The organism is Streptosporangium sp. NPDC000095 (assembly GCF_042899335.1).
GTDB lineage: Bacteria > Actinomycetota > Actinomycetes > Streptosporangiales > Streptosporangiaceae > Streptosporangium.
This window is the reverse complement of the sequence record NZ_JBIAZS010000012.1, coordinates 125,630-147,807: the sequence shown is the minus strand read 5'-3', so window position 1 is coordinate 147,807 and position 22,178 is coordinate 125,630. Positions and strand designations below refer to the sequence as shown.

Sequence of the window (22,178 nt, the reverse complement as noted above, 5' to 3'; positions counted from 1 at the left end):
CAGCCGCGGGGCGGATTCAGCGGGTGCTCGTCTCCAGAAGGGGAACGTACTGCTCGGCGGGGGTCAGCGAGCCGTGACAGCCGAGGAATTTCGCCTCGTGCGGCTCCGCGACCGAGGCGACGATGGCGCAGTCGGTGTAGGGAACGGCGAGGACGTCACCGATCCTGGGCAGCCATTCGCGGCGGACGTCGGGCCCGAACCAGCCGGACTCGACCGCCTCCTGCCGGGAGGCCACCCATGCCTTTCCCGCGAGGACCTCGCGCCAGGTGTCGAGGACCGCCGCCGAGGCGCCGGGGTCGGTGTAGAGATGGCGGGCCCTGCTCTCCCCGCCGAGCATGGCGACGCCCTCGCGCAGCGCGGGAAGGGTGTCGACGTCGACGCGATCGGCGACGTTGATCATGCCGTGGTCGGCGGTGACGTACATCGCCGAGCCCGGTGGGAGCGTTTCCGCCAGCCGCTCGGCCATCCGGTCGACCCGGGCGAGCTGGTCGAGCCAGGCCGGGGAGCCCCAGCCGGCGACGTGGCCGGTGGAGTCGAGATCGCCGTAGTAGACCGAGACGTGGGCCCGGGGCTCGGCCAGAGCGTGGCGAACCCCGGCGATCCGGTCGTCGACCTCGTCGGCCCCGACGAAGCGTACGCCCCGATAGATGGCCCTGTTGAAACCGGTGGTCTCGAACCTGGCAGGCCCGACATAGCTGACCCGGACGCCGGCCGCCGCCGCGCGCTCGTAGACGGTGGGGGTCGGCTGCCATGCGCCGGGCTCGACGAGAGGGCCGGGGGCGGTCCAGCGCAGGCAGTTGAGCAGGTAACCGGCGCCGGGGACGGCGAGCTGGTAGCCGAGCATGCCGTGCCCGCCCGGCGGCAGGCCGGTGCCGAGGGTGCTCAGGCTGGTCACGGTGGTGGCGGGGAAGCCCGCGGTGAGCACCCCGCCGGACATGGACGACAGGAACGGCGCGACGCCGGGATGGGCGCGGAGCAGCTCGGCGCCCATCCCGTCGACGAGGAACAGCAGGACCCGCTCGGCGGGGGCGAGGTCCAGCGGGTTGTCGCCGCCCACCCCGACCGCGGCGAGCAGCGAGGCGGACAGGTCCGCGAGCGAGGCCGTCCCGTACGCGGGGACCAGGGGGTTCACGAGGCGGTGCGAGCGGTGGCCTCCGACAGTGCCTTGGCGAAGGCCAGCACGTGGGAGACGGCCTCCGGCCCGTCCGCCGCCTCGCTCACCCGCAGGGAGAGATCGTCGGCCGTGATGGCGCCGGTGTATCCGTGGTCGGACTCGCAGTTCTCGTCGCCGCAGGTGGCCGGCTCCAGATCGACGTGGGAGATGGCTCCCCAGCCGATGGTGAGCGTGACCTCCGTGGGCGGCACCCCCGGCACGTAGGAGGCGGGGTCGGGGACGACCCGGGTGACCGCGACCGACTGGATTCGGCTGAGGCGCACGGCCTCGGTGGTCGTGGAGGCGTGGGAGGCCGAGACCCCCTCCACCGCGGGATGCTCGTCGGTGTGGCAGACGAGCAGCCGGGTGGGCGAGAGCACCAGCACGGTGACGTGCCTGCGCACCTCCATGGCCGGGTCGAAGGTGGCCTCGTGGTGCACGACGTAGGCGCCCACCTGCTCCTTGCCGAGCGCGGACTCGACCGCGTCGGCGACCAGGTCGGGATAGTAGCCACTGCGGTCGATGGCGTCGCGCAGGCCGGCGGACGAGAGTCGGGTTTCCCTCATGGGTCCATCCTGCCCTGTCCGGGGCGGCGCTTTCACCGGGAGTACGTGAGCTTCGGCCCGCGGTGCAAATCGTGATGCGATTCGCCCTCACCTTTTTCCGGCCGTGAAAGCGTCATCGGGGGGTGATCCCGGAGCCGCCGGGTCTCCGTTGCCGGCCGCGACTTTCCCCTCCGCCCGGTTTGACGCGACCCTTTCCGGGTTACCGGGAGCGGTAGCGGGCGGGGGTGCGCGGCGTCCTGAGCAGCAACAATGGGCGATTCTGCACATTTCCCACTTTGTTCATATATCTGGGATTTTTTCATCACTCCGGAATGGGAAACGGTGAATCCCTACCGGAACAGGGGGCGAGAGAACATGGCCGGAGAAGGTCAGGACTCAGCAGGACGGTCCGTCCCGGCGCCGCCCGACCCGCCGAGCCGGACCCGGCCGTGCCGGCCGACCTCGCGGGGTCTGACCCGACCGGCATGGCGTAGCGGCCTCTCGCGCCTCGTCGCGGCCGTCCCGGTGACCGTCGTGACGGCCGTCATGACGACCGCGGCGGCGACCACCGTCGGCCCGTCCCTCTCCGGGGCGGGCTTCCCCGGCGACCTGATCCTCACCACGGTCCACGACGGCCCGTTCGAGGCGGGTGACAGCGGCACCTTCTCCATCGACGTCACCGCGAGACCCGACTCCGCCGGGATCACCCGGCCGACCAGGGTCACCTACTACTTCCCCACGGGCCTGACCCCGGTGCGCGCCTCGGGTGCGGGCTGGAGATGCCGGATCACGGCGGGAATCGTCGACTGCGACACGCGCGACCTGGTGGCACCCGGATTCCAGCTCCCCCGGATCACGGTCGGCGTGGCCGTGTCGCGGAACGCCTCGGGAACGCTCACCGCGTCCGGCAGAGCCGCCCATACCGCCAATGCCGCCAATGCCGCCCAGGACGGCATGGACATGGTCGATCCCGGCACGGGCAACCTCATGGAGACCGGTCCCGCGCCCGCCACCGTCGCCAGCACGGTCCAGATCATCCCCGCGACCCGGCGGACGGGTTAGCCCCGCGTTCCGTACGTGCCCCGGCCCTCGCGCCGGATCGGATGTGACCGCCGAGCGGCGACGAAGCGGCAGGTGCGCTAGCCGAGGCGCCGGGGACCGCCGTCCGGGCGCGGGCCCTCGTGACTGCGGAGCACGGCACGGGCACCCAGCACGATCACCTCCGACTCTCCCACCAGCACCGGGTCCAGGGTGAGCCGCGCCACCTCGGGAAGATCGTCCGCCAGCCGTCCGAGCCGGACCAGCAGGCCCTCCAGTGCCTCGACGGCGACCGGCGGGTAGCCGTACTCGCCCAGAAGAAGGGGCGCGGCGCGTGGCGACCTCACCAGCGCCGCGGCGTCCTCCCTGGTCAGCGGGGCCAGACGGTAGGCCTCGTCGCGCAGCAGCCGCGCGGTGATCTCGCCGAGCCCGAAGGAGACCACCGCGCCGAAGGCGGGGTCGTCCATCACGCCGGCCACGGTCGGCACCGCGGGCTGCGGGGCCATACGCTGCACCGCGAGCACGGCACCGGGTTCGAGCTGGCGCTTCAGGTCGGCGTAGGCGTCACGCACCCCGTCGGGACCGGACAGCCCGAGGCGTACGGTCCCGGCACGCTTGGCCGCCTCGGGACCCGCGGCCTTCAGCACGACCGGCCAGCCGAGCTTCGACGCCACCTTGACCGCCTCCCGCGGCGACCTCACTGTCTGCGACGGCCAGACCTCCACCCCGTAGCAGGCGAGCAGTTCCGACGCGTCGATCTCGGCACGGGCGTCCGCGAGCGTCGCGAGCACGAGGTCCCGCGCGGCGCCGGAGTCGATGCCCTCGATCTCCTCGGGCAGTCCCGCGGGCTGCTCCAGCCAGCGCGCGTGCCGCACGACGTGGGCGAGCGCTCGGACCGCCTCCTCCGGTGCGGCGTACGAGGGGATGGAGCCCCTGCCGGGTGCGGTGCCGACCCGCAGCTCGTCGAGCATGCCGATCCTGCCCTCGAAGGTGGCGAGCACCGGTTTGCCGCAGTCGCGGGAGGCGCGCAGCAACTCGGCGGCGACCTCCGCCCCGTCGCCGGGGATGGGCGGCATGTAGATCGCGACCACGGCGTCCACGTCCGGGATCACCGAGGTGAGCGCCGTGCCGAACTCCTCCGCGCAGGCCCGCGCGCCGAGGTTGACCGGCGGGCGGGGCTCCAGGCCCACCCGCACGCAGGCGTCGGCCGCGAGGAGCGCCATCGCGTCGGAGTTGCTGACCAGTCCCACCCTGGGCCCGGCGGGCAGCGGCTGGTAGGCGAGCAGCTGCGCCACGTCGAACTGCTGGATCAGGTCGTCGACCCTGATCACCCCCGCCTGCTCGAACAGCGCGCTGAGCGCGGTGTCCGGCAGGCCGAGCACGGGTGCCGCGTGGCCGGTGGGCACGTTCTGGGTGGTACCACCGCTTTTGACGACCACGATCGGCTTGCGGCGCGAGATGCGCCGCGCGAGGCGGGCGAACTTGCGAGGATTTCCCAGCGACTCCAGGTAGAGCAGGATCACGTCGGTCCGCGGGTCCTCCTCCCAGTACTGCAGCAGGTCGTTGCCCGACACGTCGGCGCGGTTGCCCGCCGAGACGAACGAGGAGATGCCCATGCCGCGCTGGGCCACCCGCTGCAGCAGCGCGGTGCCCAGGGCGCCCGACTGGCTGAAGAACCCGACCCGCCCGAGGCCGGGGAGGGTGGCGGCGAGCGTGGCGTTCAGCCGTATCGCGGGGTCGGTGTTGGCGATGCCGAGGCAGTTGGGACCGACGACCCGCAGGCCGTACGCGCGGGCGATGCGCGCCAGCTCGTCCTGCCTCGCCCGGCCTTCCCGACCGGTCTCCCCGAATCCGGAGGAGACCACGATCAGCCCGCGTACGCTCTTCTCCGCGCACTCCTTGACCACGTCGATCACCCCGTCGGCGGGCACCGCGAGCACGGCGAGGTCCACCTCGCCGTCGATGGCCGTCACGCTCGGATAGGCCCGCACCCCCGCGACGGCCCGCGCCTCGCGGTGCACGGGGTAGACCGGGCCGGTGAAGTCGGCGCCGAGCAGGTTGCGCAGCACGGTCTGGCCGACGCCGCCCGGTTCCCGGCCCGCTCCCACGACCGCCACCGAACCGGGTGAGAGCAACCGCTCGATGGAACGGGACTCGGCACGGTGCTCGCGGGAGGCGGTCACCTCCTGGGCGGTCTCGGTCGGGGTGAGGTCGAGGGTCATCCTCACCACGCCGTCTGCGAAGCGGCTCTGCGCGGTGTAGCCGACCTGTTTGAGCACGGCCATCATCTTCTGGTTGGCGGGCAGCACGTCGGCGACGAAGCGGGCGATCCCCTTCTCCCTCGCGGTGGCGGCCAGGTGTTCCAGGAGCACGGAGGCGACTCCTCGGCCCTGGTGGGCGTCCTCGACGAGGAAGGCGACCTCCGCCTCACCGGGCTCGATCCGGTCGTAGCGGATGACCGCCACCATCTCGGTGCCGATCGTGGCGATCAACGCCACCCGGCTGTCGTAGTCGACGTTGGTGAACCAGGTGATCTCCCGCTCCGACAGCCGCGGCCGGGGGCCGAAGAAGCGGAAGTAGATCGACTCGTCGGACAACCGACCGTAGAAGGAACGCAACCGGTCGGCGTCGGCGGGCCGAATCGGGCGTACGTGGGCGGTTCCACCGTCCGACAGAACGACGTCCGCCTCCCAGTGAGCGGGATACTGAGCAGCCTCCACAGTCCCGAGAGTAGACGTGAATCTCACATAACAGACCACTCGGGCGAATTCGCGCAACGCTTGTGCATCGACTGTGGTGCGGTGTCCGGTCAAGGCCCCATACGCTGGCCGGAAGCTGTTAAGTTTTTCGCGGTTACAGGCACAGCCAGAGGTATGGCTTGAAGCATGTCTAGAGGCAGGTCGGCATCGAAGGCAGCAAGGTGGTGACATCATGACGCGGGTGGTCGTGGTGGGCGATCTCATGACCGACGCGGTCGCGCGGGCTCGCTACCCGCTGGCCCGGGCCAGTGACACACCGGCGATCGTCACCATGCACGGCGGTGGTTCGGGTGCCAACATCGCCTCCTGGCTCGCCGTCGAGGGCACCGAGGTCGCCTTCATCGGGCGGCGCGGCGCCGACATCACGGGCCGTAACCGCGACATGGAGCTGATGGGGTACGGCGTCGACGCCCGTCTCGTCATGGATCCCGAGCGCCCGACCGGCACCTGCGTGGTGCTCGTCACCCACAAGGGCGAGCGCACCATGCTGTCCGACCCCGGCGCGAACGCGGCGCTGTCGCCCGAGGACCTGCCCCGCGACCTGTTCTCCCAGGGCGGGCACCTGCACCTGTCCGGATACACCCTGATCAACGAGGGCTCCCGCGACGCGGGCAGGGCCGCCCTGGAGATGGCCCGCCGTGCGGGGATGTCCGTCTCGGTCGACTGCTCCTCCTCCGCTCCCCTGGAGCGCACCGGCGCCGAGCCCTTCCTGGAGTGGACGCAGAGCGCCAAGCTGCTGTTCGCCAACGCCGACCAGGCGAAGGTCCTGACCGGCCGCGACGACCCCTCCGCGGCCGCCAAGGTCCTCACCGCCTGGTTCCCGCAGGTCGTCGTCAAGCTCCGCGACGAGGGCGCGCTCTGGTACGCCAACAACCGCCCCGAACCGATCCAGGTCCCCGCCGAGGCCATCGAGCGCGTGGTCGACGGCACCGGTGCCGGTGACGCCTTCACCGCGGGCTTCCTCCCGGCATGGCTGGGCGGCAAGCCCCCGGCCGAGGCCCTCGCCTCCGGCTGCCACCTCGCCTCCCGGGCCATCTCGCACCTCGGCGCCCGCCCTCGCCTCTGACCCGTCCCGCGCGGGTTCACCGATCTCGGACGTGCGGCGGCCCCGGTCCCGCGTTCCGCATATGCCCCGGCCCACCCCGAGGCGCCCGTCAGCCGCACCGATCGGACAGCGCCGCCGAAGCGCGACGACGCGGCAGGCGCTCACCATCACGGATCGGAACGTCGGATTCGAAGGATCCTTGACCGGGCTCACGACCACCCGCCGTTATTGGCTGTTCCATTGTTCTCCGAGGTCGGAGTGGCGACTGGCGCACGGGGCATGCCGTCTCGATGAGCGAGCCTTCGGAGTCCGGTCATCGCCATGACGACGGGCTGACGCAGCCTCCGGTGGAGCCGGAGCCCGAGCTTGAGGACGCCTTCGACCGTCTGGTCAACGAGGGTTCCGCGCGGCTGGCCCGGCCGTGGCCGACACTGGTGGTGACCGGCCTGCTGGGCGGGATCGACGTCGGTACCGGGGTGCTGGCGTACCTGCTGGTCAAGGAGGCGACCGGGTCGGCGATTCTGGCCGGGCTGGCGTTCAGCATCGGTTTCGTCGCGCTGTTGCTGGCCCGTAGCGAGTTGTTCACCGAAAACTTCCTGGTACCGGTGGCTGCGGTCGCGGCCCGCCACGGATCTGTGGGGGCACTGGCCAGGTTGTGGGCGGTGTCACTGGTGGCCAACCTGGCCGGTGGGTGGGGAATCGCCTGGTTGATCATGCAGGCCTTTCCCGGGCTGCATCCGACCGCCGTGGAGGCCGGCACCCACTTCGCGGATCTGGGGACGAACCTGCGTTCGTTCTCTCTCGCGGTGCTGGCCGGCATGGTGATCACGTTGATGACCCGGATGCAGCACGCCACCGACGATCTCGGGGTCCGGTTGGTGCCCGCCGTGTTGTTCGGCGCTCTGCTGGCCGGCGGTCAGCTGTTCCACAGCGTGCTGGACTCGATCCTGATGTTCACCGCCCTGATCACCGGCCAGGCTCCGTTCGGTTACCTGGACTGGCTGGCGGCGTTGGGCTGGGCCGTCATGGGCAACCTCGTCGGCGGTGTCGGGCTGGTGACCTTCCTGCGGCTGGCGCGGGTGCCGCACCGCCTCGCCGAGGAACGCGGCCACCACGGCTGACAGCGCGACACGGCCGTCCACCGGACCGGACTCACTCGTCTAGCTGGTGACCGCGAGGGCGAGGGGCAGCACGGCGGGGGCTCCGGCGTGACGGAGCATCGCGGCTCCCAGCGTCATCGTCCATCCGGTGTCGACCAGGTCGTCGACGAGCAGGATCGGGCCTCCGGCCCCGGCGACGGCCGCTCCCAGGGCGGCGGGCATGGCGAGGGTGCCCCGGATCGCCTGGACGCGCTGCGCGCTGTTGAACTGCCGTCCAGGCGAGCCCGACCGATAACCGAGGTCGCCCAGGTAGGACAGGCGCCCCACCTGGGCGAGCCGCTCGGCCAGGCTGCGGACGAGCTGGGGACGGCTTCCCGAGGGCACCGCGACGACGCCGACCGGTCGCTGTGCCCACTCCCAGGACGAGAGCACCTTGATCACGGCGGCGAAGACGTCGTCGGGGATCGGCCCGTCGGGGGCGCCGTCGGCGAGGAGACCGCGCAGGCGGTTGCCCCAGCCGATGTCGGTGAGCCTGCCCAGCCCCCTGCCCGGCTCGGCACCCAGCTCCGGCTTGATCCTGCCCTTGAGGTCGGCCAGCCCGGTCGGCCACTGCCTGCGGGCCTCGATGTCCACTCCGGGCCGCTGGAGCCGGTCGGCGGCCGACCGTACGGCCCGCTCGTCCACCTCTGGCGAGCGGTGGCCGCCGGTGCAGTTGTCGCAGCGTCCGCAGGGGGAGGCGGTGTCGTCGTCGAGACGGCGGCGCAGGAACTCCTCCCGGCAGCCGGTGGTGTCGAGGTATTCGAGCATGGCCCGCTGCTCGGCCTCCCGCTCGGCGGCGACCCTGGCGTAGCGGGGGGCGTCGTACGCCCAGGGCTCGCCGGTGGACTCCCAGCCGCCCTTGACCCGGCGCACCGCGCCGTCGACGTCGAGGACCTTCAGCATCGTCTCCAGGCGGCTCCTGCTGAGGTCCACCCGGTTCTCCAGGGCGGCCGTGGACATCACGCCGCCCTCCTCGAGCGCGGCCAGCACGGCGCGCACCACGGGCTCGGGGGGAAAGGCCAGCGAGGCGAAATACGCCCAGATGTCGCGGTCCTCCGCGCCGGGCAGCAGGATCACCTCGGCGCGCTCGACCCCTCGGCCCGCACGGCCGACCTGCTGGTAGTAGGCCACCGGGGACTGCGGTGCGCCGACGTGCACGACGAAGCCGAGGTCGGGCTTGTCGTAGCCCATGCCGAGCGCGGAGGTCGCGACCAGCGCCTTGATCTTGTTGTCCAGCAGCGCCTGCTCGGCGGCGAGCCGCTCGGCCTGCTCGGTCTGCCCCGAATAGGCGATCACCTCATGGCCCTGCTCACGCAGGTAGGCGGCGATCTCCTGGGCGGCGGCCACGGTGAGCGTGTAGACGATGCCGGAGCCCGGGAGCTCGTGCAGCGTCTGGGCGAGCCAGGCCAGACGCTGCTCGGCGCCGCGCAGGCGCACGACCCCCAGGTGGAGGCTGTCGCGCTCCAGCGCGCCGCGCAGCACGAGCGTCTCCTCGCCCATCTGCTCCGCGACGTCGCGGGTGACCCTGGCGTTGGCCGTGGCGGTGGTCGCGAGGATCGGCACGCCCTCGGTGAGCTCCTCGAACAGCGTGCGCAACCGCCGGTAGTCGGGACGGAAGTCGTGACCCCAGTCGGAGATGCAGTGGGCCTCGTCGACCACGATCAGGCCCGCGCTCTCGGCCAGCTCGGGCAGCACGTGGTCGCGGAAGTCGGGGTTGTTGAGCCGCTCGGGGCTGACGAGCAGCACGTCGACCGCCCCCTCGGCGACCTGGTTGTAGACCTGCTCCCACTCCTCGGGGTTGGCGGAGTTGACCGTGACCGCGGTGATCCCGGCACGCTCGGCGGCGGCGATCTGGTTGCGCATCAGGGCCAGCAGCGGTGAGACGATGACGGTCGGCCCCTCGCCCAGCTCGCGCAGGAGCGCGGTGGCGATGAAGTAGACCGCCGACTTGCCCCAGCCGGTGCGCTGCACCACGAGCACCCGGCGCCGGTCCATCACCAGCGCCTTGATCGCCGCCCACTGGTCCTCGCGCAGCCGGGCGTGCTCCCCGGCGAGCGCCCGCAGCCGCTCCTCGGCCTCTTCGCGCAGCATCAGCTCTTCGCTCACCCGGTCATTCGTACCAGGTCTCGCCGACTGTTTTCCCCCGGTACGGCACACGCGTGCCGTCGCGCGAGGTCGGGAGCTGGGGACCTGAGGGGCTCCGCGCCGTGATTTGATGCATCCACTATGGACGTCACCACCTGGTATCTCGAACAGACCTCCCGCTCGGACCTGCTGCCCGCCAAACCTCCGTCGGTCGAGGTCGACATCGTCCGCGCCGAGCTGCCCTCGCCCGAGTTCAGCCGGTTCCTCACCACGGCCGTCGGCGGAGACTGGCACTGGACCAACAAGCTTCCGTGGACCTGGGACGAGTGGGCCGACTGGCTCGCCGGGGGCGTGGAGACCTGGGTGGCCTACCATCGCGGCACCCCCGCGGGCTTCGTCGAACTCGCCCCCCAGGACGACGCGGCGGTCGAGATCACCTCCTTCGGCCTCCTGGCGTGGGCGATCGGCCAGGGCATCGGCGGTCACCTGCTGGAGGTCGGCACGGCCAGGGCCTGGGACCTGGCCGACCGGCAGCCGGAGCGGGAGCCGACCCGGCGGGTGTGGCTGCACACCTGCTCACTTGACAGCCCGGTGGCTCTCGCGAACTATCGGGCGCGCGGTTTCAGGGTCTACGACACCAGGGTGAACGTGCCCGGCGACGAACACGAGGGCGAGACCCCCGGTCCCTGGCCGGGAGCCGGTCCTCGGACCCGCGCTCTTCCCGCCGCCCTCGGCAACCCGCCGGGACGGCCCCAGCACCTACGGGCGGACCGGCCGGAACAACTCTGACACCCGCGGGCAGGCCGCAAGGCCCGGAAGTGTCGGATGGGCTGGGTATCGTATCGAGTCCCGGTACGATACCCGGTCGCCCCCGTCACCGGTCTCCCGCCGGACATCCCGGTCAAGGCTCCCCGGGGAGCCGGCGCCAACGGTTGGACCACGAAGACAGAAGGAGGATGCGCCTCCCCCCGCCTGACGGCCGGGGCGCGCGCGCAGGAAATCAGATGGCTCGACGGACGACCACACCCCCGACAGACGAGGGCTTCGAGGAGCGGATCGTCGACATCGACGTTTCCACCGAGATGCGCACCAGCTTCCTCGAATACGCATACTCGGTCATCTACCAGCGTGCGCTGCCGGACGCCAGAGACGGCCTCAAGCCGGTCCAGCGCCGCATCCTCTACTCGATGAGCGAGATGGGCCTGCGGCCCGACCGGGGCCACGTCAAGTCCTCGCGCGTCGTCGGCGACGTGATGGGCAAGCTGCACCCGCACGGCGACACCGCCATCTACGACGCGCTGGTCCGCATGGCCCAGCCGTTCTCGATGCGCCTGCCCCTCATCGACGGGCACGGCAACTTCGGCTCCCCCGACGACCTGCCCGCCGCGATGCGCTACACCGAGGCCCGGCTCGCCTCGGCGGCGATGGCCGTGGTCCAGTCGATCGACGAGGACACGGTCGATTTCAAGCCCAACTACGACGGCCAGGAGACCGAGCCCACGGTCATGCCGTCGGCCTTCCCCAACCTGCTGGTCAACGGTGCCACCGGCATCGCGGTCGGCATGGCCACCAACATGGCTCCGCACAACCTCGTGGAGGTCGTCGCCGCCGCCCGCCACCTGATCAAGAAGCCGGACGCGACGCTCGACGACCTGATGCGGTTCGTCCCCGGCCCCGACCTGCCCACCGGCGGCACGATCATCGGTCTCGACGGCATCCGCGACGCGTACGCCAAGGGCAGGGGCACCTTCCGGATGCGCGCCAAGTGCGCCATCGAGCAGGTCAGCCCCCGCCGCAAGGGCATCGTCGTCACCGAGTTGCCCTTCAACGTCGGTCCCGAGCGGGTGGTCACCAAGATCAGGGAGCTGGTCACCGCCAAGAAGCTCCAGGGCATCTCCGACCTCAAGGACCTCAGCGACCGGCACAAGGGCCTCAGCCTGGTCATCGAGATCAAGAACGGCTTCATTCCCGAGGCCGTGCTGGAGGAGCTCTACCGGCTCACGCCGATGGAGGAGACCTTCGGCATCAACAACGTCGCCCTCGTCGACGGCGAGCCGCGCACGCTGGGCCTACGCGAGCTGCTCCAGGTCTACGTCGACCACCGCATCGACGTGGTCCGCCGACGCTCGCTGCACCGCCGGCGCAAGCGCGAGGAGCGCCTGCACCTCGTCGAGGGCCTCATCGTCGCCCTGCTCAACATCGACGAGGTCATCCAGGTCATCCGCTCCTCCGACAACTCCGCCCAGGCCCGCGAGCGCCTGACGGAGATCTTCGAGCTGTCGGAGATCCAGGCCAACTACATCCTCGACACCCCGCTGCGCCGCCTGACCCGCTACGACAAGCTGGAGCTCGACCGCGAGAGCCAGACCCTGCGCGACGAGATCGCCGAGCTGACCGCGATCCTGTCCTCCGACGACAGGCTCCGCAAGGTCGTCTCCGACGAGCTCGCCCAGGTCTCCAAGACCTTCGGCACCCCGCGCCGCACGGTGCTGCTGGAGTCCTCGGGGATCGCGAGAAACGTCTCGGCCCCCCTGGAGGTGGCCGACGACCCCTGCCTGGTGCTGTTCTCCTCCACCGGCCTGCTGGCCCGCACGTCCGACGCCTCGCCGCTGGCCGGTGACGGCGACCGCTCGGCCCACGACGTGCTGGTCTCCGTCGTGCGGAGCACGGTCAGAGGCGAGGTGGGCGTGGTCACCAACCAGGGGCGGATGATCCGGGTCCAGGTGGTCGACCTGCCCACGCTGCCCCGTTCGAACAACCCGCCGTCGCTGTCGGGCGGCCACCCGGTCGCGGAGTACGTCACCTTCAATCCGGGCGAGACGGTCGTCGGCATCGGCTCGCTCGATCCCGAGGGGCCCGGCCTGGCGCTGGGCACGGCGCAGGGGGTGGTCAAGCGGGTCGTCCCCGACTACCCGGCCAATCGCGACGACTTCGAGGTGATCACCCTCAAGGAGGGTGACACCGTGGTGGGCGCGGTGGAGCTGGAGAGCGAGAACCACGATCTCGTCTTCATCACCTCCGAGGCCCAGCTGTTGCGCTACTCCGCCTCCGTCGTCCGCCCGCAGGGCCGCCCCGCGGGCGGCATGGCCGGTGTACGGCTGGACGGTGACGCCGTGGTGATCTGGTTCGGCGCGGTCGATCCCGCCCGCGAGTCACAGGTCGTGACGATCGCCGGTTCCTCCACGGCGCTTCCGGGCACCCAGATCGGCGGCGCCAAGATCTCCGACTTCGCCGAATACCCGCCGAAGGGCAGGGGCACCGGCGGGGTCCGCGTCCAGCGTTTCCTCAAGGGCGAAGACATCCTGCTGCTCGCCTGGGCCGGTCCCGGCCCGGCCCGCGCGGTCTCGGCCGTCGGCAAGCCCGTGCCGCTCCCCGAGGAGCTGGGCCGCCGTGACGGCTCCGGCGTACGGCTCACCCACACCGTGTCGGCCGTGGGCGGCGCTCTCGGCTCCGAAGGCGGCGAGGAGGGCTCCGGGGCGACTCCCCCGCAGGAGTGACCCCCGCCCGCGAAAAGGCCCCGGAGCCCCCGCCTGGCGGAGGGCTCCGGGGATTCCGCGTGATCCCACGAGGCGGCCGACGAGGTCTCCCCCCGCGAAAAGCCCCCGCGTCACGCGAGAGCAGTGGCGCGGGGGCCTTCCGCAGGAGACACGATCGGCGCGGAGGCCCTGAGATCGCTCAGGACGGTCAGTCGACGCACAGGCAGAACGGGTGCCCGGCGGGGTCGAGAAAGACCCGGAAACCCTCGTCCTCGCCCGGCTGGTAGGGGTGTTTGGACGCGCCGAGCGCCAGCACCCCCTTTTCCGCCTCGTCGAAGTCCTCGACCGTCACATCGATGTGAAACTGCTGGGGCCGTTCGGCGGTGGGCCACTCCGGTGGCCGATAGTCGGGGACCCGCTGGAAGCAGAGCCGTCCCGGCCCGTCCCCGGTGACCACCACCCAGTCGTCCTCGACTCCGGTGACCTTCCAGCCCAGAAGGGCACTGTAGAAGTCGGCCAGCCGCCTGGGATCTGGACAGTCGAGAACGATCGACCTCAGCTGCGCGATTCCCATGATTCCTCCCGATCTTGACACCGGCGAAGACCTTATGGCGGTCTCATCGGAGGCTTCAAGTGCGTTTCGTGCCGACCTGGCCCGAGGTGCGGGACACCGGCCCGGTGTCCCGCACCTCGGGCCCGCTCCGTCTTTCCTCCACAGGCGGACCGAAACCCGGCACCTCAGATGAGCGCTCCCTGGAGCGCGAACCGGATCGCCATCAGCAACTGCCAGGGTTCACCCGATTCCCAGAAGCGGACGACCTTGGCCACCCGATCCGTCGGCTCGAACTCACCGGTCCCCTCCGGGCCGAAACACCCCGCCTCCACGAGGACGGCCACGAACGGGTCGTCGTCCTTCAGTGATCGGGTGTAAACCGCCGCGTCGAGCAGGGACAACGCCGAGCGCGCGTTGCGCCCCCCGTCCCTCACCTCGACCCGGTCCAGCTTTCGCCTGCCCTGGTCACGAAGATAGTCGGCCAGGGATTCGATCCTGCTCATTCGCCCTCCCCACACATCCGGACTTCGGGTGACGACATCATGACCGAGTGTGAGCGACAGTGGTGGGATCTTGGTGAAGTCCTCACCCGGTGCGGCCCCGGCAACGCTCAGGAAACGGGCATGAAGCATCATTAGTCCGTTGACTGCGCCAACCGAGGGGTGCGTACGTGAGTGCTTTTGACGACCTGCTGACCGCCAACGAGGAGTTCTCCGCCGCCTTCACCGACACCGAGCTGACCGGTAGGGCCGCCCGCGGTCTCGCCGTGGTCACCTGCATGGACTCGCGGATCGATCCGCTGGGGCTCTTCGGCCTGAAGCCGGGGGACGCCAAGATCCTCCGCAACGCCGGGGCGAGAGTGACCGACGACGTCCTGCGCACGCTCGTCCTGGCGGTCAACCTGCTGGGGGTGGAGCGGGTGCTGGTCATGCCGCATACCGACTGCGGCATGACCAAGGTCACCGACGACGAGGTGCACGCGATCGCCGCCCGGCGCGGCGTCGACACCCGCAGCCTGGACTTCCACACCGTCCCCGACCAGGACGCGGCGCTCCGCCATGATCTCGTACGGATCAGGACGAGCCCGTTCCTGCCCGTGGGGATGCCGGTCGGCGGAGCCGTCTACGACGTGCGCACCGGCAAGCTGATGCCGGTCGACATCTGAGGGCCGGGGTCAGGCCCTCCTGATCCGGCCCCGGCGCGGGAAGCCGTCGCCGGCCCGGATCGACACGTCGACATCAGGCCCCGGCCGGTTCCCGTGCCGGGGCCTGATGCCGGTTTCGCGATTCCGCCCCGTCCGCGGCCGCTCGAAGACCCGGGGCACGATCGGCCTACCGCCGGCGCGTCCTGCCGACGGGGGGACCGATCACCCGACCGGTGTGGATCCGGGCCCCCGCCCGGACGTTCACCCCGGGAATCACCCCTCGGCGATGATCACGCGTCGATGTGGTCGCGGTCGATCTCGGCCGCGCTGCTCACGATGAACTCCCGGCGCGGTGCCACGTCGCTGCCCATCAGGAGGGCGAAGATGCGCTCGGCCTCCTCGATGTCCTCGATGCGGACCCGGCGCAGGGTGCGGTGGCGGGGCTCCATCGTCGTCTCGGCCAGCTGGTCGGCGTCCATCTCGCCCAGGCCCTTGTAGCGCTGGACCGGGTCCTTCCAGCGCTTGCCCCGGCGCTCCAGGTCGCGCAGCACCCGGTGCAACTCGGCGTCGGAGTAGCAGTAGACGTACTTGCCGTGACCGCGTGTGGGGTTGATGACCTCGATGCGATGCAACGGCGGCACGGCGGCGAAGACGCGCCCGGCCTCGACCATCGGCTTCATGTAGCGGTGGAACAGCGTCAGCAGGAGGCAGCGGATGTGCGCCCCGTCGACGTCGGCGTCGGCCATCAGGATGACCTTGCCGTAGCGGGCGGCCTCGATGTCGAAGGATCGGCCGGAACCCGCGCCGATGACCTGGATGATCGCTGCGCACTCGGCGTTCTTGAGCATGTCGGCGACGGACGCCTTCTGCACGTTCAAGATCTTGCCCCGGATCGGCAGCAGCGCCTGGAACTCCGAGTTTCTGGCCGCGCGGGCGGTACCCAGCGCCGAGTCGCCCTCGACGATGAACAGCTCGCTGCGGTCGACCTCGTCACTGCGGCAGTCGACCAGCTTGGCGGGGAGCGCCGAGTTCTCCAGAGCGGTCTTGCGGCGCTGGTTGTCGCGGTGCTCCCGAGCGGCGATGCGGGCCTTGGCCGCCGCGACGATCTTCTCCAGGACCGCGCGGAGCTGCGCCTTGGCGTTGCGCGGCGGGTTGGCGAGCAGCTCCTTGAGGTCTCGTGAGACGACGTGGGCGACGATCCTGGAGGCCGCCGAGGTGCCCAGGACCTCCTTGGTCTGCCCCTCGAACTGCGGCTCGGGCACCCGGACGGTCACCACGGCGGTGAGCCCCTCCATGATGTCCTCGCGGGTCACGGGGGCGTCGCCGTTCTTGAGCAGGCGGGTCTCGCGCAGCTGCTCGTTCAGGGTGCGGACGAGAGCGCGCTCGAAGCCGTTGACGTGGGTGCCGCCCTTGGGGGTGGCGATCACGTTGACGAAGGAACGGACGGTGCTGTCGTAGCCCTTGCCCCAGCGCACCGCCACGTCGACGGTGAGCTCCCGCTGGACCTCGGTCGGGGTCATGTGCCCCAGGTCGTCGAGGACCGGGACGGTCTCGCGGAAGTGACCGGCGCCCTGCAGGCGCAGCACGTCGCAGACGGCCTCGTCGCGGGCGAGGAACTCGGTGAACTCCGAGATGCCGCCGTCGAAGTGGAACTCCTCCTCGGCGACCTCCTCTCCGCGGCTGTCGCGCACGGCCAGGGTCAGGCCGGGGACCAGGAACGCGGTCTGGCGGAGGCGGACGTGGATCTCGTCGAGGGAGACCTCGGCCTCGGGGAGGAAGATCTGGTGGTCGACCCAGAAGCGCACGCGGGTGCCGGTGACCTTCTTCGCCACGCTGCCGCCGTCGCGCAGCCCGGACTTCTTCTTGAACTTGGCCTTGGGGCCGTCGCCGTCGAAGACACCAGGGACGCCCCTGCGGAAGCTGATCTCGTGGATCCGGCCCTCACGGTCGACCTCCACGTCCAGCCGCGAGGACAGGGCGTTGACGACGGAGGCGCCGACGCCGTGCAGACCGCCCGAGGCGCCGTAGGAGCCGCCGCCGAACTTCCCGCCCGCGTGGAGCTTGGTGTAGACGAGCTCCACGCCCGCCAGGCCGCTCTTGGGCTCGACGTCGACCGGGATGCCCCGGCCGTTGTCGCGGACCTCGATGGAGCCGTCGGGGTGAAGCTCGACCTCGATGCGATCGCAGTAACCGGCCAGGGCCTCGTCGACCCCGTTGTCCACGATCTCCCAGAGGCAGTGCATGAGACCGCGGCTGTCGGTCGACCCGATATACATGCCTGGACGCTTGCGGACGGCTTCGAGACCCTCCAGCACCGACAGGTGGCGGGCCGTATAGCCCGTCTCCGCGCTAACTGCGGTCACGCCCACTCCCACTCTGTCGAACACGTGTGCGCAGCTTACCGTTCTTCCCACCGCGACGGGTACAAGCTTGCCATCCGGTGGGTTCGTACGTTACATCCGGTGTGATCATCGTTACTTTCGGACACTTTCCGCTCTGGGCGTAGCAGGGGGTCGGTTGGGAACGTTCGTATCGGGTTAGATGTTCTCTCAAGTGACTGACGCCAGATCCTCCACCTCAGGGGATGACCTGAAAGGCGATACGTGACTGGAACCCTCGCCCCCGCCAAGCAGCTCACAGCTGCTGACCGCTGTGACCGGTGCGGCGCCCAGGCTTACATCCGCGCGACCCTGCCCGTGGGCGGGGAGCTGCTGTTCTGCGCCCACCACGGGCGGCAGCACGTGGCCGTGCTGAGAGACAAGGGCGCCATCATCCAGGACGAGTCCGCTCGTCTCAGCGACACCCCGGCAACGGCAGGCAACGACGAACGATAACCAGACGAATGGAGCCATCATCGGACCCGATAGTGATATCGGGCCGCCACCGTGAAGCCCTGCCGCTCGTAGAGCGTCCTGGCAGCGGTGTTCGACTCCACGACGACTAAATATGCCCGCTGTGTGCCCTGCGCCCGCGCATGCGAGAGCAGGGCACGCAACACCTTCCGTCCATGGCCCCTGCGCCGCGCGTGCGGCATCACAGCCATGGAGTAGATCCCGAACCACTCCCCCTGGACCACACCCCGCCCGACGGCATCTCCGCCGAGCGAGGCGTATACCGCGGGCACGCCGGTGAGGATTCGCGCGGCCGTCGGCAGACCGTCGCCACCGAACCTCCCGTCCACGCTCCACCAGGCGTCCAACCACGCCTGTGAGGGCATCTCAGCGAGCTCGACCCCCTCTTCGGACCCTCCCCCGGGCCCGAGGCGCGCCGTCATGACCAGTGTGGGATCCACCACCCCGTAGCCGCGCGCCTCCAGCGACGCGTCCAGACCCGGCGTGGCCCCGCCTCCCACGGAGAAGACGCAGGGCAGCCCTCGGTCGGCATAGAACTTCTCGGCCCCCTCGATGGCCGCCTCCAGGTCCTCGGGCTCGCCCAGCGGCAGCACGGAGTTGGCCCGCTTGGTCACCCCGTTCGCGGCGCGCAGCGTCCAGCACCCGGCCTCCACCCGTTGGAGCGCCGGCCATGCCTGGTCGACCAGCCGGTCAAAGGCCTCATCGATCATGCTGAAGGATCCTAACTCCCCGATCGCCCCACTACGCTCGGCGACTGTGCTGATTCTGCTGCCTCCATCCGAGGGAAAGGCCGCGCGGGGCGACGGCCCCGCCCTCGACCTGTCCCGGTTGAGTTTTCCCGCCCTCGGCCCGCCCAGGGAACTCGTCCTGGAAGCGCTCATCGCGCTGTGCCGGGGACCGGCCGCGCGGGATGTGCTCGGCCTGTCGCCGGGACAGGCCGGTGAGGTCGGCGGAAATCTGATTCTGCGGACCGCGCCGGCACTGGCCGCGGCCGACCTGTACACCGGCGTGCTCTACGACAACCTCGGCCTGGCCTCGCTCTCCCCTCAGGCGGCGGCGCGGGCCTCGGAGAGCCTGCTGATCTTCTCCGGCCTCTGGGGCCTGCTGCGGGTCGGCGACCGCGTACCGCCCTACCGGCTGTCGATGGGGGTGCGGCTGCCGCCGCTCGGCGGCCTGGGCGCCTTCTGGCGCCGATCGGTCGCCCCCCTGCTCGACGCCGAACCCGGCCTCGTCGTGGACCTGCGCTCCAGCACGTACGCGGCCGCGTGGCGGCCAGGCGGCCGGGCGGTGGCGGTACGGGTGCTCAGGGACGGGAAGGTGGTCAGCCACATGGCCAAGGCCACCCGCGGCCTGATCGCCCGCTCCCTGCTGGAAAGCGGAGCCGATCCGGAGAGCCCCGAGGAGCTCGTCAAGGTTCTGGATCACCTCGGCCACTCCGTCGTCCTCCACGCCCCGCCCACGGGGAACCGTTCGTGGACACTCGACATCGTGACATGACGCGCCGTGGGCTCCTTTCCCCGGGCCGTGACGAGGACGTGGCGGGCGGGAGCCCCGCGCGGGAGGGCACCGGGACGACCAGCCGGTGATCGAGCCGGTGGACGGGCGGGAGCCCCGCGCGGGAGGGGCCCCGGGTTCACGCCGCGACGAGGTGCAGCCGCCCGCAGGCCCGCTGAAACTGCTGGGCGGGATCTCCGAGATAGGACCAGGGCAGTGTGCTCCCCCTGCCTTTCGTCCGCATCAGGTGCCCGCGCGCGGGCCGCCGAAGGTCTGCCAGATAGAAGGCGGCCCCGAACAGGTTGTGCGCCTCGATCGATCGGGGGTGGCTGTCATTTCCCAGCCAGCGCCCCGAATGCGAGACGACCTCCCGCAGCGCCCCGTCGGAGAACCAGCCGCCGCGCGACATCGGCGACCGCCCCGCGGCCACCTGCTCGAAGTGGGCCAGCGGCACCAGGGACGCCATCGGATCCCCGTCGGGTGCCCGCGAGACGGCCTGCCTGGCGAACTCCAGCATCTCCTGGGCACTACCGCCCCAGGCGGGGGACAACGTCATGAGCCGGGCCACGTGGGCCGGGAACAGCGTCGGATAACGCCGAACGGCCTCGTACCAGACCGCGTCCTTCTCCTGACGCGGCCGGTCGAGACCGAGATAGAGCCACATGATCGATTCCCAGGGCACCGGATCGGACGGCGCGAGCGAGACCGCGGCGAAAAGCGGCATCCTGGCCGACTCCATCGCTCCCTGGAACGCCTGTGTGCGCTGCGCCTGCACGGCCCGCGCCTTGACATCCGGCTTGATCGTCCAGGCTTCCTCGATGCGGGTGCGCCCGAGCCAGAGCCAGAGGTCGGGGTTGGCCCGGTCACGGGCCGCCAACGTCTCTATGGCACGGCTGTGACCGACGGCCGCCTTGGCCAGCGCCTCGATCCTCAGCGCACGGCCCTCCGGATCGCCGCGGGCCGCGCCGATCGCGACCGTACCGGCTTCGAAGATCTTCCGGCGCACCGCGACGACCGCCTCATCGAGCATCGCGTCCGCCCACGGACGATCGACGATCAACCGCAGTCCTCGTGCGCGAACTCTGTCGACTTCGGCCACACCCATGAGGCGGCAGCCTAGGAGGCTGCTTCACATGACGTGCTACCGATCTGTTACGCCCTCGTTAACGACAGGAGGGGCCGCACCATATGGCACGGCCCCCCTGTCAGGAAGTCTCAGTCGAGGTAGTCGCGCAGGACCTGGGACCGGGACGGGTGGCGGAGCTTGGACATCGTCTTGGACTCGATCTGCCGGATGCGCTCGCGCGTCACCCCGTAGACCTTGCCGATCTCGTCCAGCGTCTTCGGCTGACCGTCGGTCAGGCCGAAGCGCATCGAGACCACGCCCGCCTCGCGCTCGGACAGCGTGTCCAGAACGGAGTGGAGCTGCTCCTGCAGAAGCGTGAAACTGACCGCGTCCGCAGGAACGATGGCCTCGGAGTCCTCGATGAGGTCACCGAACTCGCTGTCTCCCTCCTCACCCAGCGGGGTGTGCAGGGAGATCGGCTCGCGACCGTACTTCTGGACCTCGACGACCTTCTCGGGGGTCATGTCGAGCTCGCGGGCCAGCTCCTCCGGGGTGGGCTCGCGCCCGAGGTCCTGGAGCATCTGCCGCTGGACACGGGCCAGCTTGTTGATCACTTCGACCATGTGGACCGGGATGCGGATGGTCCGCGCCTGGTCGGCCATGGCGCGGGTGATCGCCTGCCGGATCCACCACGTGGCGTAGGTGGAGAACTTGTAGCCCTTGGTGTAGTCGAACTTCTCGACCGCGCGGATCAGGCCCAGGTTGCCCTCCTGGATCAGGTCCAGGAAGAGCATTCCGCGTCCCGTGTAGCGCTTGGCCAGCGAGACCACGAGGCGGAGGTTCGCCTCCAGCAGGTGGTTCTTGGCCCGGCGGCCGTCCTCGGCGATCCACTCCAGCTCGGCGCGGACGTCGACCGGGAGCTTCTCGCCGTCGCTGCCGAGCTGCTCCTCGGCGAACAGACCGGCCTCGATGCGCTTGGCGAGCTCGACCTCCTGCTCGGCGTTGAGCAGGGGGACCTTACCGATCTGCTTGAGATAGTCCTTGACCGGGTCGGCGGTGGCACCGGCGGCGGCGACCTGAGGCACCGGGGCGTCATCGTCGTCGTCGGTGAGGATGAGGACCTCGTCCTCGTTCACCTCGACGACCTCGACCTTGGGCTCCTCCTCGGTCTCGGCCTCGGCTTCCACCTCGACTTCGACTTCGACCTCGACCTCGGCCACGGCCTCCAGGTCGAAGTCCTCGATCTCGACGTCCTCGAGGTCGATGACCTCGTCGTCGTCACCGGTGACCGGCTTCGGCGCGGACGCGGGAGCCGGGACCGCGGCTGCGGGACCGGCCTTCTTCGGCGGCGGGGCGGGAACCGGCTTCTTGGCGGCCGGGGCGACCTTCTTGCCCGGAGCCGTCTTGGCCGAAGCCGCCTTCACCGGGGCCGCCGGCTTCTTGGCCGCGGCCGCGGCGGGCTCGGAGCCGCTGACGACCGCGGTGACGGTCTCCGGCTGCTCCTTGGCCGCCGCCGCGGTCTTGGTCTTCTTGACGGCGGCGGGCGTGGCCGGGGCGGTGCGGCGTTTGGCGGGAGTGCGGGGCTTCTTGGGAGCCGCGGAGTCCTCGGCGGTCAGCCGTACTGTGATGCCCTCTTTGCTAAGGCTTCGCAGGATTCCAGCGACCTGCGCCATCGGAATGTCCGCTTCCTCGACGGCCTTGCGGACATCCTCGGACTCGAGGAACCCCTGCGAGCGCCCCCGCTCCATCAGCTGCTGAATGACGGGCTCGTTCAGCTCGGATGGCTTCGAGCGAGTCGAACTTGCAGGCGACACGAACACCTCTCGAAG

The 22,178-nt window shown here is 70.6% G+C and carries 18 protein-coding genes; 8 read left to right on the top strand and 10 right to left on the bottom strand.

What is annotated here, in order from left to right; all coding sequences use genetic code 11:
• Nucleotides 1–16: 16 nt before the first annotated feature.
• Together ACFY3V_RS25640 and ACFY3V_RS25635 are read right to left on the bottom strand one after the other, a co-directional pair.
• Nucleotides 17–1,132 carry a nucleotide pyrophosphatase/phosphodiesterase family protein gene (locus ACFY3V_RS25640; protein ID WP_362902355.1) on the bottom strand — a complete coding sequence of 372 codons (1,116 nt, stop codon included), beginning with the start codon at nucleotides 1,130–1,132 and terminating at the stop codon, nucleotides 17–19.
• The gene (locus ACFY3V_RS25635; RefSeq protein ID WP_350945965.1) at nucleotides 1,129–1,719 is read right to left on the bottom strand and encodes a DUF5998 family protein; all 591 of its coding nucleotides are present in this window, start codon (nucleotides 1,717–1,719) and stop codon (nucleotides 1,129–1,131) included. The genes ACFY3V_RS25640 and ACFY3V_RS25635 overlap by 4 nt, the downstream gene beginning before the upstream one ends.
• A 513-nt stretch (nucleotides 1,720–2,232) precedes the next feature.
• On the opposite strand from ACFY3V_RS25635, the gene ACFY3V_RS25630 reads away from it, so the two are divergent.
• A complete protein-coding gene (locus ACFY3V_RS25630) occupies nucleotides 2,233–2,760 on the top strand; it encodes a hypothetical protein (protein WP_389776844.1) in 528 nt (175 codons plus the stop codon).
• A gap of 77 nt (nucleotides 2,761–2,837) precedes the next feature.
• On the opposite strand, the gene ACFY3V_RS25625 is transcribed toward ACFY3V_RS25630, so the two are convergent.
• Entirely contained in the window at nucleotides 2,838–5,456 is a 2,619-nt protein-coding gene (locus ACFY3V_RS25625; RefSeq protein ID WP_389776841.1) for a GNAT family N-acetyltransferase, read from the bottom strand.
• Nucleotides 5,457–5,667: 211 nt separating this feature from the next.
• Here ACFY3V_RS25625 and ACFY3V_RS25620 point away from each other — a divergent pair, with 211 nt between their 5' ends.
• Both ACFY3V_RS25620 and ACFY3V_RS25615 read left to right on the top strand, forming a co-directional pair.
• Nucleotides 5,668–6,561, top strand: a complete 894-nt coding sequence (locus tag ACFY3V_RS25620; RefSeq protein ID WP_350945962.1) for a sugar kinase — start codon at nucleotides 5,668–5,670, stop codon at nucleotides 6,559–6,561.
• A gap of 269 nt (nucleotides 6,562–6,830) precedes the next feature.
• Nucleotides 6,831–7,661: a formate/nitrite transporter family protein gene (locus ACFY3V_RS25615; RefSeq protein ID WP_389776837.1), complete on the top strand. Its 831-nt coding sequence runs from the start codon at nucleotides 6,831–6,833 to the stop codon at nucleotides 7,659–7,661.
• 39 nt (nucleotides 7,662–7,700) lie between these two features.
• Here ACFY3V_RS25615 and ACFY3V_RS25610 read toward each other — a convergent pair whose 3' ends face one another.
• Complete coding sequence (locus tag ACFY3V_RS25610; protein WP_389777136.1) at nucleotides 7,701–9,770, bottom strand: RecQ family ATP-dependent DNA helicase; 2,070 nt, start codon at nucleotides 9,768–9,770, stop codon at nucleotides 7,701–7,703.
• A 135-nt stretch (nucleotides 9,771–9,905) separates the two neighbouring features.
• Here ACFY3V_RS25610 and ACFY3V_RS25605 point away from each other — a divergent pair, with 135 nt between their 5' ends.
• Together ACFY3V_RS25605 and ACFY3V_RS25600 are read left to right on the top strand one after the other, a co-directional pair.
• Nucleotides 9,906–10,553, top strand: coding sequence for a GNAT family N-acetyltransferase (locus ACFY3V_RS25605; RefSeq protein ID WP_362902363.1), 648 nt, complete (start codon nucleotides 9,906–9,908; stop codon nucleotides 10,551–10,553).
• Nucleotides 10,554–10,768: 215 nt separating this feature from the next.
• The gene (locus ACFY3V_RS25600) at nucleotides 10,769–13,261 is read left to right on the top strand and encodes a DNA topoisomerase (ATP-hydrolyzing) subunit A (RefSeq protein WP_389776833.1); all 2,493 of its coding nucleotides are present in this window, start codon (nucleotides 10,769–10,771) and stop codon (nucleotides 13,259–13,261) included.
• A gap of 187 nt (nucleotides 13,262–13,448) precedes the next feature.
• On the opposite strand, the gene ACFY3V_RS25595 is transcribed toward ACFY3V_RS25600, so the two are convergent.
• Both ACFY3V_RS25595 and ACFY3V_RS25590 read right to left on the bottom strand, forming a co-directional pair.
• The gene (locus ACFY3V_RS25595) at nucleotides 13,449–13,814 is read right to left on the bottom strand and encodes a VOC family protein (RefSeq protein ID WP_362902367.1); all 366 of its coding nucleotides are present in this window, start codon (nucleotides 13,812–13,814) and stop codon (nucleotides 13,449–13,451) included.
• Nucleotides 13,815–13,978: 164 nt separating this feature from the next.
• A complete protein-coding gene (locus ACFY3V_RS25590) occupies nucleotides 13,979–14,296 on the bottom strand; it encodes a hypothetical protein (protein ID WP_362902369.1) in 318 nt (105 codons plus the stop codon).
• A gap of 167 nt (nucleotides 14,297–14,463) precedes the next feature.
• On the opposite strand from ACFY3V_RS25590, the gene ACFY3V_RS25585 reads away from it, so the two are divergent.
• Complete coding sequence (locus tag ACFY3V_RS25585; protein ID WP_350945956.1) at nucleotides 14,464–14,958, top strand: carbonic anhydrase; 495 nt, start codon at nucleotides 14,464–14,466, stop codon at nucleotides 14,956–14,958.
• Between the two features lie 269 nt (nucleotides 14,959–15,227).
• Here the strand turns inward: ACFY3V_RS25585 and ACFY3V_RS25580 are convergent, their stop codons facing one another.
• A complete protein-coding gene (locus tag ACFY3V_RS25580; RefSeq protein WP_389776828.1) occupies nucleotides 15,228–17,300 on the bottom strand; it encodes a type IIA DNA topoisomerase subunit B in 2,073 nt (690 codons plus the stop codon).
• 240 nt (nucleotides 17,301–17,540) lie between these two features.
• On the opposite strand from ACFY3V_RS25580, the gene ACFY3V_RS25575 reads away from it, so the two are divergent.
• Nucleotides 17,541–17,771, top strand: coding sequence for a hypothetical protein (locus ACFY3V_RS25575; protein ID WP_350945954.1), 231 nt, complete (start codon nucleotides 17,541–17,543; stop codon nucleotides 17,769–17,771).
• A 17-nt stretch (nucleotides 17,772–17,788) separates the two neighbouring features.
• On the opposite strand, the gene ACFY3V_RS25570 is transcribed toward ACFY3V_RS25575, so the two are convergent.
• On the bottom strand, nucleotides 17,789–18,499 hold the full coding sequence (locus ACFY3V_RS25570; protein ID WP_362902373.1) for a GNAT family N-acetyltransferase: 711 nt from the start codon (nucleotides 18,497–18,499) through the stop codon (nucleotides 17,789–17,791).
• Between the two features lie 46 nt (nucleotides 18,500–18,545).
• Between ACFY3V_RS25570 and ACFY3V_RS25565 the strand changes: the two genes are divergently transcribed.
• Nucleotides 18,546–19,286, top strand: coding sequence for a YaaA family protein (locus tag ACFY3V_RS25565; protein ID WP_389776824.1), 741 nt, complete (start codon nucleotides 18,546–18,548; stop codon nucleotides 19,284–19,286).
• A gap of 136 nt (nucleotides 19,287–19,422) precedes the next feature.
• Here the strand turns inward: ACFY3V_RS25565 and ACFY3V_RS25560 are convergent, their stop codons facing one another.
• Both ACFY3V_RS25560 and ACFY3V_RS25555 read right to left on the bottom strand, forming a co-directional pair.
• Entirely contained in the window at nucleotides 19,423–20,343 is a 921-nt protein-coding gene (locus ACFY3V_RS25560) for a hypothetical protein (protein WP_389776821.1), read from the bottom strand.
• 155 nt (nucleotides 20,344–20,498) lie between these two features.
• On the bottom strand, nucleotides 20,499–22,163 hold the full coding sequence (locus ACFY3V_RS25555; protein WP_362902379.1) for an RNA polymerase sigma factor: 1,665 nt from the start codon (nucleotides 22,161–22,163) through the stop codon (nucleotides 20,499–20,501).
• Between the last annotated feature and the right edge of the window lie 15 nt (nucleotides 22,164–22,178).